At 70.7% G+C, this 12,012-nt stretch carries 11 protein-coding genes, 1 other RNA gene and 1 pseudogene; 11 read left to right on the top strand and 2 right to left on the bottom strand.

Annotation, left to right across the window (positions count from 1 at the left end; genetic code table 11):
• The 4 genes and pseudogenes from N4P33_RS25245 to N4P33_RS25230 form a co-directional block, all read left to right on the top strand.
• Positions 1-278 (top strand): annotated as a pseudogene (locus N4P33_RS25245) (serine/threonine protein kinase); the annotation flags it as partial.
• A gap of 131 nt (positions 279-409) precedes the next feature.
• Positions 410-1,663 (top strand): serine/threonine-protein kinase, encoded by a 1,254-nt coding sequence (locus N4P33_RS25240; protein WP_260829044.1) that lies wholly within the window; start codon positions 410-412, stop codon positions 1,661-1,663.
• Positions 1,664-1,793: 130 nt separating this feature from the next.
• Complete coding sequence (gene prfB, locus N4P33_RS25235; RefSeq protein ID WP_260829043.1) at positions 1,794-2,900, top strand: peptide chain release factor 2; 1,107 nt, start codon at positions 1,794-1,796, stop codon at positions 2,898-2,900.
• 289 nt (positions 2,901-3,189) lie between these two features.
• On the top strand, positions 3,190-3,801 hold the full coding sequence (locus N4P33_RS25230) for a hypothetical protein (RefSeq protein ID WP_260829042.1): 612 nt from the start codon (positions 3,190-3,192) through the stop codon (positions 3,799-3,801).
• Positions 3,802-3,903: 102 nt separating this feature from the next.
• Here the strand turns inward: N4P33_RS25230 and N4P33_RS25225 are convergent, their stop codons facing one another.
• Complete coding sequence (locus tag N4P33_RS25225) at positions 3,904-4,095, bottom strand: hypothetical protein (RefSeq protein WP_260829041.1); 192 nt, start codon at positions 4,093-4,095, stop codon at positions 3,904-3,906.
• Between the two features lie 278 nt (positions 4,096-4,373).
• On the opposite strand from N4P33_RS25225, the gene ftsE reads away from it, so the two are divergent.
• The 6 genes from ftsE (at position 4,374) to N4P33_RS25195 (ending at position 9,417) form a co-directional block, all read left to right on the top strand.
• Positions 4,374-5,063: a cell division ATP-binding protein FtsE gene (gene ftsE / locus N4P33_RS25220; RefSeq protein ID WP_260829040.1), complete on the top strand. Its 690-nt coding sequence runs from the start codon at positions 4,374-4,376 to the stop codon at positions 5,061-5,063.
• Positions 5,064-5,098: 35 nt separating this feature from the next.
• The gene (ftsX, locus tag N4P33_RS25215; RefSeq protein WP_260829039.1) at positions 5,099-6,016 is read left to right on the top strand and encodes a permease-like cell division protein FtsX; all 918 of its coding nucleotides are present in this window, start codon (positions 5,099-5,101) and stop codon (positions 6,014-6,016) included.
• A 68-nt stretch (positions 6,017-6,084) separates the two neighbouring features.
• Positions 6,085-7,245 carry a S41 family peptidase gene (locus tag N4P33_RS25210; RefSeq protein ID WP_260829038.1) on the top strand — a complete coding sequence of 387 codons (1,161 nt, stop codon included), beginning with the start codon at positions 6,085-6,087 and terminating at the stop codon, positions 7,243-7,245.
• 69 nt (positions 7,246-7,314) lie between these two features.
• Positions 7,315-7,794 carry an SsrA-binding protein SmpB gene (gene smpB, locus N4P33_RS25205; RefSeq protein ID WP_260829037.1) on the top strand — a complete coding sequence of 160 codons (480 nt, stop codon included), beginning with the start codon at positions 7,315-7,317 and terminating at the stop codon, positions 7,792-7,794.
• A gap of 118 nt (positions 7,795-7,912) precedes the next feature.
• Positions 7,913-8,317: a transfer-messenger RNA gene (gene ssrA / locus N4P33_RS25200) on the top strand.
• Positions 8,318-8,424: 107 nt separating this feature from the next.
• Positions 8,425-9,417, top strand: coding sequence for a PHB depolymerase family esterase (locus tag N4P33_RS25195; RefSeq protein WP_260829036.1), 993 nt, complete (start codon positions 8,425-8,427; stop codon positions 9,415-9,417).
• A 9-nt stretch (positions 9,418-9,426) separates the two neighbouring features.
• Here the strand turns inward: N4P33_RS25195 and N4P33_RS25190 are convergent, their stop codons facing one another.
• A complete protein-coding gene (locus N4P33_RS25190; RefSeq protein WP_260829035.1) occupies positions 9,427-10,434 on the bottom strand; it encodes a LacI family DNA-binding transcriptional regulator in 1,008 nt (335 codons plus the stop codon).
• 427 nt (positions 10,435-10,861) lie between these two features.
• Here N4P33_RS25190 and N4P33_RS35580 point away from each other — a divergent pair.
• A partial coding sequence (locus tag N4P33_RS35580) for a hypothetical protein (protein WP_313904588.1) occupies positions 10,862-12,012 on the top strand: 1,151 nt, incomplete at its 3' end.

The following is a 12,012-nucleotide window of genomic DNA, read 5'->3' as shown; positions in this document are numbered from 1 at the left end:
CGCCGCCCGCCCCGCCGGAGCCCCAGCGACCCCGGCGCGAACCGCGCGAGCCGCGCCGGCGCAGCGCGAACCCGATGCGGATCCCCGGCCTCGGCTGCCTCAAGGGCTGTCTGTTCACGATCGTCATCCTGTTCGTCGCGGGCTGGCTGATCTGGGAACTGAGCCCGCTGCAGTCGTGGATCGGCACGGGCAAGGGCTACTGGGAGCAGCTGACCGACTGGTTCGGCCAGGCGACCGGCTGGATCGAGAAGCTGGGCGGCAGTTCCGGAACCCAGTGAGCGGACCGCCCTCCGCCCGGTGGCGGGTTTGCTGATTTGTCGACATCCAGCGGGTGATTTCCGTCTCCGCGGTGAAGGTTGGCTTCCCGGACGCGTAGTTTTATCGGCAACACGCGTCGGTAGGAGCAGTCTTGGCACGGAAGATCGGCAGCCGGTACACCGCCCATCAGATCCTCGGACGGGGCAGCGCCGGCACGGTGTGGCTGGGCGAGGGTCCCGAGGGGCCCGTCGCGATCAAGCTGCTGCGCGAGGATCTCTCCTCCGACCAGGAGCTCGTCGGCCGCTTCGTGCAGGAGCGCACCGCGTTGCTGGGTCTTGAGCACCCGAACGTCGTCTCCGTACGCGACCTGGTGGTCGACGGCAACGATCTCGCGCTGGTCATGGACCTGGTCCGCGGCACGGATCTGCGCACCCGCCTGGACCGGGACCGCAGGCTCGCACCGGAGGCGGCGGTGGCGATCGTCGCCGATGTCGCGGACGGGCTGGCGGCGGCGCACGCGGCGGGCGTCGTGCACCGGGACGTCAAGCCGGAAAACGTCCTGCTGGACATGCAGGGCCCGCTCGGCCCCGGCGGCTCGCACCGCGCGCTGCTGACGGACTTCGGCGTGGCGAAACTCATCGACACCCCGCGCCGGACGCGCGCCACGAAGATCATCGGTACGCCGGACTATCTGGCCCCCGAGATCGTGGAGGGCCTGCCGCCGCGCGCCTCCGTCGACATCTACGCGCTGGCCACGGTCCTGTACGAGCTGCTGGCGGGCTTCACGCCCTTCGGCGGCGGCCACCCGGGGGCGGTGCTGCGCCGCCATGTCACCGAGACCGTGGTCCCGCTGCCCGGCATCCCGGACGAGCTGTGGCAGCTGCTGGTGCAGTGCCTGGCGAAGGCCCCGGCGTCGCGGCTGCGGGCCTCGGAGCTCGGGGCGCGGCTGCGGGAGCTGCTGCCGATGCTGGCGGGGATGCCGCCGCTGGACGTGGACGAGCCGGACGTGGAACCGGTACGGGAGGACGCGGCCGATGTGCCGGAGGGGCCCGAGGGGCCGGTGCGGTCGGCCGGTACGGCGGTACGGCGGGGAGCTGTGCCGCTCGTGCCGGGCGCGAAGCCGTCGGACTCCAACCGGGACACGCATACGTCGATGAGGGTGCCGGCGCCTGATGAGCTGGCCGGGGGTGCGCACGGAACGGCTCGGGCGCCGCGGGCGGCGGGGGCACCGCGTCCGGGGTCGGCGCGTAACCGGGCGGTGACGCGGAGGCGTCGGCTGGTGCTGGCGGCGGGCGGAGTGGTGGTGGCCGCGGTGGTGGGTGTGGGCGCGTGGCTGGCGGCGTCCGGGGACGAGGAGGATCCGGCGCCGCAGGACACGAACAATTCAGCGCCGGCGTCTCCGTGAACGAACCAGGGGGCTCCGCCCCCTGGACCCGGGGTCTGGGGCATAGCCCCAGGGACGTGCACCCCCCCTCACCCGCACCCGACGCCGCCGCCCCCACCTGACCACCCCCCGGAGCCGTTACGCTGGAGGTGTGGCAGTCGTCGATGTATCCGAAGAGCTCAAGTCCCTCTCCTCGACCATGGAGTCGATCGAGGCCGTCCTGGACCTCGACAAGATGAGGGCAGACATCGCCGTGCTCGAGGAGCAGGCGGCCGCGCCGTCCCTCTGGGACAACCCGGACGAGGCGCAGAAGATCACCAGCAAGCTCTCCCACCTCCAGGCCGAGGTCAGGAAGGCGGAGGCGCTGCGCGGCCGGATCGACGATCTCGCCGTGCTGTTCGAGATGGCCGAGGAGGAGGACGACCCGGACACCCGCGCGGAGGCCGAGGCCGAGCTCACCGCCGTCAAGAAGGCGCTGGACGAGATGGAGGTCCGCACCCTCCTCAGCGGCGAGTACGACGCCCGCGAGGCCCTCGTCAACATCCGCGCCGAGGCCGGCGGCGTCGACGCCGCCGACTTCGCCGAGAAGCTCCAGCGCATGTATCTGCGCTGGGCCGAGCAGCGCGGCTACAAGACGGAGCTCATCGAGACGTCGTACGCGGAAGAGGCCGGCATCAAGTCGACCACCTTCGCCGTCCAGGCGCCCTACGCCTACGGCACCCTCTCCGTCGAGCAGGGCACGCACCGTCTCGTGCGCATCTCGCCCTTCGACAACCAGGGCCGCCGCCAGACCTCCTTCGCGGGCGTCGAGGTGCTCCCCGTCGTCGAGCAGTCCGACCACGTCGACATCGACGAGTCCGAGCTGCGCATCGACGTCTACCGCTCCTCCGGCCCCGGCGGCCAGGGCGTGAACACCACCGACTCCGCGGTGCGCATCACGCACCTCCCCACCGGCATCGTGGTCTCCTGCCAGAACGAGCGCTCCCAGATCCAGAACCGCGCCACGGCGATGAACGTCCTCCAGGCCAAGCTGCTCGAGCGGCGTCGTCAGGAGGAGCAGGCCAAGATGGACGCCCTCAAGGGCGACGGCGGCAACTCCTGGGGCAACCAGATGCGTTCGTACGTCCTGCACCCGTACCAGATGGTCAAGGACCTGCGCACCGAGTACGAGGTCGGCAACCCCGAGGCCGTTTTCAACGGCGAGATCGACGGCTTCCTGGAGGCCGGAATTCGCTGGCGCAAGCAGCAAGAGAAGTAACTTTGTCGACAAAGGCAACTGCCGCCCATCGGGCGGCAGTTGCCTTTTCCATACCCGATGTCTGGGTTTTACATCACACTCACACCTTCCCCCTTCGGCAAAGCGCCCGTTCTCGGACATCGCGTACGCAACGGCCTTGACGTGTCTTTGAAAAATGGGAAGGGTGAAGCGCGGCATGCGTATCTCTGGGACGCATGTGAACCGGGGGGCTCTTCACCGCAGTTACCTCCGTCGATCACAGTCCCGAGCGCCGCCTCACTGACGATGAGCTACTGGGGGTAGCAACCAGATGACCAAGAAGACGCGGATCCGTGTCGCACGGATCGCGGCCGGCGCCGTGATCGCGGCCGGCGCCTCGCTGACCGCCGCCGGTGCGGCCTCCGCCCTCGACATAGGCGTGAGCGCCGGTATCGGCGAAGAGGGCGCCGAAGTCGACGCCAATGTGGGCCTCGGCGAGGAGGAGGAGCCCACGGGCGAGCCCACCGAGCCGGAGGAGCCGCCGACGACCATCCCCGAGGAGCCCACGGGCGAGCCGACGGAGCCGGAGGAGCCCACCGGGGAGCCCACCGAGCCCGAGGAGCCGGAGGAGCCCACCAGCGAGCCCGAGCCGACCGAGGAGCCGACCACCCCGGGCAACGGCGGCGACAACGGCACCGGCGGCGGCAACGGAGTCGACCCCGACGGTGGCACGTCCACCCAGGAGCAGGGCTCGTCCTCCCTCACCGACACCGGCGACGAGGCGCCCGCCACCTCGGCGCAGGGCAACGGCAAGGAGCTCGCCGAGACCGGTGCCGCCGAGACGACCTTCCTGGTCATCGGTGCGGCCACGATGATCGCCGGTGGTATCGGCTTCCGTGTGCTGCCGCGTCTGATGACCGGCCGCGGCGGAGCGGCTGCCTGAGGCTAGCGCCGTGTAGCGTTGCGCGTACGCAGCGTACGTGGACGTAAGTTCGAGGGGCCCGGAGCGCATCACACGCTCCGGGCCCCTCGGGCGTTCGCTACGTCACACGGTCTGGTGGGCGAGCAGGGCCAGCGCCGCGACCAGGACCGCGAGGAGCGCGATCAGGGCCATCGGGTTCAGGCCCGCGAAGAAGTTCTCCTGCTGCAGCCGCTCGCGGTTCGCGCGGCACACGGGGCACCGGCCCTCGTTCACGGGCGCGGCGCAGTTCGCGCACACCAGCCGGTCGTACGTCATGCGCGGTCGCCCTTTCTTGCAGCGGTTTCATGTAGCCAACGCTCGCGGGGGTGCGAACGTTCCCCTTCCACTGTGCCAGGTTCCTGCGGAGCTTGCGCCGGGGCGCCCAGTAAAGGGGGGCTTGCTGTGGTTCGGCGGGTGCGGATCGTGGGGGGTTGCTCGCGCAGTTCCCCGCGCCCCTTCAGGTTGGCGAGCTCACCGGCGGTGCAAGGGTGCGGGCGGCGTTCCGGTTCGCGTATGGTCACGCTCATCTACCCCCGGCGACCCGTGGTGCATCCGTGATCCGATTCGACAATGTCTCCAAGGTCTACCCCAAGCAGACCCGCCCCGCACTCAGGGATGTGTCCCTGGAAGTGGAGAAGGGCGAGTTCGTGTTTCTCGTGGGGTCCTCCGGCTCCGGAAAGTCCACCTTCCTGCGGCTGATCCTCCGCGAGGAGCGGGCCAGTCACGGGCAGGTGCACGTCCTCGGCAAGGACCTCGCGCGCGTCTCCAACTGGAAGGTGCCGCAGATCCGGCGCCAGCTGGGGACCGTGTTCCAGGACTTCCGCCTGCTGCCGAACAAGACGGTCGGCGAGAACGTCGCCTTCGCGCAGGAGGTCATCGGCAAGTCCCGGGGCGAGATCCGCAAGTCTGTGCCGCAGGTGCTCGACCTGGTCGGGCTCGGCGGCAAGGAGGACCGGATGCCGGGCGAGCTCTCCGGTGGTGAGCAGCAGCGCGTGGCCATCGCGCGGGCCTTCGTCAACCGGCCCAAACTGCTCATCTGCGACGAGCCCACCGGCAACCTCGACCCGCAGACCTCCGTCGGCATCATGAAGCTGCTCGACCGCATCAACCGGACGGGCACCACCGTGGTGATGGCGACGCACGACCAGAACATCGTGGACCAGATGCGCAAACGCGTCATCGAGCTGGAGAAGGGCCGCCTCGTGCGCGACCAGGCACGCGGCGTCTACGGCTACCAGCACTGACCGACCGGTTCCACGGAAAGGCTTGACCAGACGCCATGCGCGCCCAGTTCGTTCTGTCGGAGATCGGTGTGGGTCTCCGCCGCAATCTGACGATGACCTTCGCCGTCATCGTCTCCGTCGCCCTGTCACTCGCCCTGTTCGGCGGGTCGCTCCTGATGAGCGACCAGGTCAACACCATGAAGGGCTACTGGTACGACAAGGTCAACGTCTCCATCTTCCTGTGCAACAAGAACGACGCCGAGTCCGATCCCAACTGCGCCAAGGGCGCGGTGACCGAGGACCAGAAGAGCCAGATCAAGACGGATCTGGAGAAGATGTCGGTCGTCGACACGGTCACCTACGAGTCGCAGGACGAGGCGTACAAGCACTACAAGGAGCAGTTCGGCGACTCCCCGCTGGCCAGCTCCCTCACGCCGGACCAGATGCAGGAGTCGTACCGCATCAAGCTGAAGGACCCGGAGAAGTACCAGGTCATCGCGACCGCCTTCGACGGGCGTGACGGAGTGCAGTCCGTGCAGGACCAGAAGGGGCTGCTGGACAACCTCTTCGAGCTGCTCAACGGCATGAACTGGGCGGCCCGCGCGGTGATGGCGCTGATGCTGGTGGTCGCCCTGATGCTGATCGTCAACACCGTGCGCGTCTCGGCGTTCAGCCGGCGGCGCGAGACCGGGATCATGCGCCTGGTCGGCGCCTCCGGCTTCTACATCCAGGCGCCGTTCATCATGGAGGCCGCGGTCGCCGGACTCATCGGCGGCACCCTCGCGTGCGCGTTCCTGCTGATCGGCCGGTACTTCCTCATCGACCACGGACTCGCCCTGGCCGACCAACTGGAACTGATCAACTTCATCGGCTGGGACGCGGTGTTGGCGAAGCTGCCGCTCATCCTCGCCACGAGTCTGCTGATGCCTGCGATGGCGGCGTTCTTCGCGCTGCGCAAGTACCTGAAGGTGTGACATGTACCAAGAAGGGGCGTGCGGTCAACGGGCCGTGCGCCCCTTCCTGTTGTCCTAGACTCACCGGCATGTCAGGTCGTGACCTGTTCTGTCAGCCCCGCCGCATCGGCCGCGGGGCCGCCCTGACATTGGTGTTCGCGAGCGTGCTCGTCGCCGGTGCCGCCACCGGGAACCTGCCCGGGGCCGACCGCAAGTCCGCGGCGGACGGGGCCCGTTCGGCCGCTCCCGCCTCGCACCACGCGGACGTCGCACGGGCGGCCGAGGAGGCGCTGGCCGACGGCACCTCCCCGATGGAGGCCGCGCAGCGCGCCGTCAGCCGCAGCGGAGACCGCTGGGGCGCCGTCTACTCCCCAGGCGAGTACGAGGAGTTCGAGGAGACCCTCGACGGCCAGTACACCGGCGTCGGCCTGTGGGCCCGCCAGCGGCACGGCCGTATCGAGGTGACCAGGGTCGGCCGCGGCACGCCCGCCGCCGAGGCGGGGATTCGCCCCGGTGACCGGCTGCGCAGCGTCGACGGCGAGAAGGTCGACGGACGTCCGGTCACGGAGGTCGTCTCCTTACTGCGCGGCGACACCACGGGCGAGGCCGCGGGCACCTCCGTACGCCTCGGTCTGGAACGCGGCACGCGCGCGTGGACCGAGACCCTGCGCCGGGCCCGGCTCTCCCGGGACCCGGTCACCGTCCGGCAGCTGGCCGGCCGGGTCACCCTGATCAAGGTGGCCGCCTTCACCAAGGGCTCCGGCAAGGAGGTCCGCGAGGCGGTGCGCCAGAGCCCGCCCGGTGCCGGCCTCGTCCTCGACCTGCGCGGCAACTCCGGCGGACTGGTCGCCGAGGCCGTCACCGCCGCCTCCGCCTTCCTCGACGGCGGCCTGGTCGCCACCTACGACGTCGAGGGCGAGCAGCGCGCCCTGCACGCCGAGTCCGGCGGCGACACCACCAGACCCCTGGTCGCGCTCGTCGACGGCGGGACGATGAGCGCGGCCGAGCTGCTCACCGGCGCCCTGCAGGACCGCTCGCGGGCGGTGGTCGTGGGCTCCCGCACCTTCGGCAAGGGCTCGGTGCAGATGCCGACCCGGCTGCCCGACGGCTCGGTCGCCGAGCTGACCGTCGGCCACTACCGCACCCCCTCCGGCCGCGGCGTCGACGGCCACGGCATCACCCCGGATCTCGAGGCCGAGAAGCAGGCCCTGCAACGCGCCGAGACGATCCTCACCGGGCTCGGGCGCTAGAGGCCGCGGCGGGCCCGGCATAATCCGCTTCCCGCCGGCCCCCTCCGTAGTGCGAAAATGGGCCGCACTATGGCTAAGGAAAAAGGGCGCAAGCTGATCGCGCAGAACAAGAAGGCGCGGCACGACTACCTCATCATCGACACCTACGAGGCCGGGCTGGTGCTGACCGGCACCGAGGTGAAGTCGCTGCGCCAGGGCAGGGCGTCGCTGGTGGACGGCTTCGTCCAGCTCACCGACCACGAGGCCTGGCTGCACAACGTGCACGTCCCGGAGTACAGCCAGGGCACCTGGACCAACCACAGCGCCCGGCGCAAGCGCAAGCTGCTGCTGCACCGCGAGGAGATCGACAAGCTGGAGTCGAAGTCGCAGGAGACGGGGCACACCATCGTGCCGCTGTCGCTGTACTTCAAGGACGGCCGCGCGAAGATCGAGATCGCGCTGGCGAAGGGCAAGAAGGAGTACGACAAGCGCCAGACGCTGCGCGAGAAGCAGGACCGGCGCGAGGCCGAGCGGGCGATCTCGGCGGTCCGCCGCAAGCAGCGGGCGTAGGGCTCGCGGCCTGCGCGGGAATACGCTGGCACCGACCCGCGTTGGTCACGTACGATGGCACCTGCACCTCACAGCGGGTGCGTGCGACCCCTCTACGGAGGGTTTGAGAAATCAACATGGGGATGATCGGTTTCGACAGCGGCTGTCGAAGCAGGGGAAGCGTGTCGAGGAAGCGGCCATGATCTCGTAAACCACAGGCCGAAAAAAATAATCGCCAATTCCAAGCGATCCATCTCCCAGGGCGAGCTCGCCCTCGCTGCCTGATCTTCAGGTAGCGAGCAGCGGCTCCCCTACTTAAAGGGAGTGTCAGCCCGGGGGTGTTCCCGACCCGGATCCTGGCATCATCTAGGGAACTAAACCTCGATCCCGGTCACGGGGTGACGAGGGAAACCACACAGTGACTGGGCCCGTCGGAGACTTGTCGGCGTGATCTCCGGGGCCGAGAAAAGCACAGCCGACTGCACACGGAGAAGCCCTGGTTCTGCACCGTTGGACGCGGGTTCGATTCCCGCCATCTCCACAATCTCCATGTGACGAGGACCCGGTGGTGTCACACCACCGGGTCCTCGTCGTGTTTGTGGGGCGCGACTCCATATCGAGGGGTGCTTCACGCTTCTACCTTCCCTCCCCATGACGCTCCCCATGACTCCCCCCAGGAAACAGACCAGGGCCGCGACCCTGCTCACCGTCCTCGCAGCACTGCTCTCCGTGCTGCTCACCCCGGCCCCGGCCGCCGCCGCCTCCCTCCAGGAGGTCACCGGCTTCGGCTCCAACCCCGGCGCCCTGAAGATGTACCGCTACGTCCCCGACGGACTGCCCGCCGGCCGCCCCGTCGTCGTCGCCCTGCACGGCTGCACCCAGAACGCCTCCGGGTACGCCACCGGCACCGGCTGGACGCAGCTCGCCGACCGCTGGGGCTTCTCCGTGGTGCTGCCCCAGCAGCAGGCCGCCAACAACGCGTCGAGCTGCTTCAACTGGTTCCAGACCGGCGACATCGCCCGGGGCCAGGGCGAGGCCGCCTCCGTGGCGCAGATGGTGGACCGGCAGCTCGCCGACGTCTCCGGCGACGCCTCCCGCGTCTATGTCACCGGGCTGTCCGCGGGCGGCGCGATGACCGCCGTGATGATGGCGGCGTACCCCGAGAAGTTCGCCGCGGGCGGTGTCGTCGCCGGGCTGCCGTACGGGTGTGCGCAGGCCGCGGGCTCGCCGTACGTGTGCATGTACGTCGGTGCCACGCAGACCCCGGCGCAGTGGGGCGACCGGGTGCGGGCCGCGCGGCCCGGGTACACCGGCCCCTGGCCCACCCTCACCGTGCTGCACGGCACCGCCGACTACACGGTGAAACCGGTCAACATGACCGACCTCGTGGAGCAGTGGACCCACGTCCACGGGGCCGACCAGACGGCCGACGTCAGTGACACCGTCGCCGGTTACCCGCACCAGGTCTTCCGGGACGCGGGCGGACGCGCCGTCGTCGAGACGTACAGCGTCACCGGGATGGGACACGGCCAGCCCGTCGACCCGGGCACCGGGAGCACGCAGTGCGGGACGGCCGGGGCGTACTTCCTGGACGTGAACCTGTGCGCCGCGCACCGGCTCGGGGCGGCCTGGGGGCTGGGCTGAGCGAGGGCCTCAGGCCCTGCGCGGTGCCGTGCTCGCCCGCTCCGTCAGCCGGGGCGGCAGCACCGTGACCTGCGGTACGGAGGCGCCGGACAGCTTCCGTACCAGCAGGCGCACCGCGCGTGCGCCCAGCTCCGTGGACGGCACGTTCACCGAGGTGACCGGGAGACGGGCACCGGCCGCGACGGGGGCGGGGCAGACGGCGACGAGCGACAGGTCGCCGGGGATGCGCAGGCCGAGCCGTCCGAAGGCGTCGATCAGCGGGTCGATCAGCGGCTCGTTGTGCACGACCACCCCGGTCAGCCCGGGCTGCTCGCGCAGCAGCCGCTCGGCGAGCGCACGGGCGGCGTCCCGGTCGTCGGCGCACGGGTGGACGGAGGAGGCGAGGCGCTGCCGGTCGGCGGCGGCGGTGAAGCCCTGCACCAGCCGCCGCGCGTACGCCGTGCGCCGTAGGTACACCTCCGGCGGCGAGCCGACCAGCGCGACCGTGCGGTGGCCGAGCCGCGCGAGATGATCCGCGCACAGCTCGCCGGCCGCGTGGAAGTCCAGGTCGACACAGGTCAGCCCGTCCGGGTCGGCGGGGACGCCGATCAGCACGGACGGTAAGGGCAGTGCGCGCAGTAACGGCAGCCGGGGGTCGTCGAGCTGGACGTCCATGACCACCACCGCGTCCGCCGCGGCCGTGTCCGCGAGGCGTCCGATGCCCTCCTCGCCGGCCCCGTGGGTGAGCAGCAGCACGTCGTGGTCGTGGGTGCGGGCGGCGGTCACCACCGACACCGCGAACCGGGTCACCACCGGGACATGGACGCCGGAGCGCAGCGGGAGCGACAGCGCCAGCACCTTCGAACGGCGGTCGGCCGGGCCGCGGGCGCCGGGGTGGGGGCGGTAGCCCAGTTCACGGGCGGCCGCCTGGACGCGTCGCCGGGTCGCGTCGGAGATGGGGCGCTTGCCGCTGAGCGCGTAGGAGACGGTGCTGGGGGAGACCCCGGCACGCCGGGCCACGTCCGTGATCTTCACCATGGGGGGTCCTTCTGCCGAAGGGGGAAGCGGGATGGGCGTCGAAGCGCTTCGACGGATGCTTCGACGGGTGAAGGTATGGGCGGGGCCTGGGGCCGTCAATGGGGCGTACGAGAATCGGTGGAGCGGTTCGACGCCACCGACCGGAACGAGGGGGCGGGCAGCTCCCGTGGATCACGGCGAGAACCAGCCATCCGGTTCTGACCATGGCGGACTTCCCGCCGGTTGTGTCGTCGGGACGTCCGCGTGATGTCTCACGATTGATACGAAAGCCCACGCGGCGAACACGGAACCTCCGCGTGCGCTACATTCGACCTCCGAGCACAGTGTGATAAACGGGGCGCTCGGAGCGGGTGGGGGCCCGGTCCGACGACGAGTGCTCAGGTCGTATGCGCACCCGTACATGTCCCGTGGGGGGAAGTGCGTGCGCGTGGAGAAGTGGCGAGAAGACGCCCAACCGGAAGGCCCCGAGGCCGCTGCGGCGACCGAGGAGCACCCGGAGAGCAACAGACACCGGGACCGGGAATCGGCCACCGTGAAGCGGGACACCGACACCGCCGTGCTCGGGGACGTCCATCCCGAGGCGGGGGATGCGGCACCGGCCGACAAGACGCGGATCCTGCGCGATGCGGCCCGCTTCGTGAAGCAGCAGCCTGCCGACCGGGACGTCACGAAGGACGAGCCCGGGCCGAAGTCCCCGTCGGGCGCCGCCGATTCGGTGCTCGGTGCCGTCCCGGCCGCCCCGAAGAGCCCGTGGGACGCGGTGACTTCACGCGCCCTCAAGGACAGGGCCGGGACGCAGGCAGCGCCGGCTCCGAAGCCCCGGGTTGCCGCGGACGCCGAGCACGGGCCGAAGGACTCCGCTGCCGCGCCCAGGAAGCGCGAAGTGCCGGTGGGCACCGGGTCCGCCGAGCGCGACGACAAGCGGACCGCCGAGACCGCCGAGACCGCAGAAGCCCCCGCGAGCTCCCCCCGCGCGACCTCCGCCTCCGCCTCCGCCTCCGCCGACTCGGACCAGACCACGGCCCTCCTGATCAAGCCACGCCCGGCACGCGAGGCAGGCGATTCCACCGACCGCCCCCGGCGTTCCCTGGACCTGCCCGTCACCCCCGCCGCCCCCCTCGATCTCCCCGTGCGGGACCCCTGGGAGGAAGGTGCCGGGGAGGATGTGACGCATGATCCGCATGAGGTGACGGTTCAGCTGGATGCCGTGCAGTTCGTGGACGGTGTGCTGCGGCGGACCTCCGGGGCGGGCCAGGACGGGTCCGACGGGCCCGTGTTCGTGGACGAGTCCGGGCGTCGCAGCCGGCGCTTCCGGCGGATCGGACTCGCGGTCGGGCTCGCCTGCGCCGGGTACGCCGTCGTCATCGGCGCCACCCTGATGTCCGGCAACTCCAACGCCCCGTGGCTGCCCGTGCAGGGACCGAAGGAGGAGCAGCCCGCCGGGAAGGTGGAGACCACTCCGGGTCCCGCCGAGTCCGCCGCCACCCCCGGATCCGGCTCCAGCCTCCAGCCGGGCGGCGACCCGTCCGCCGGCGGGGCCACCCTGCCCGCGCCCGGCGCCAGCGTCCTCGCGCCCGG

It is taken from the genome of Streptomyces sp. 15-116A, from assembly GCF_025290915.1.
GTDB lineage: Bacteria > Actinomycetota > Actinomycetes > Streptomycetales > Streptomycetaceae > Streptomyces.
This window is presented reverse-complemented; position numbering and strand designations above follow the sequence as displayed.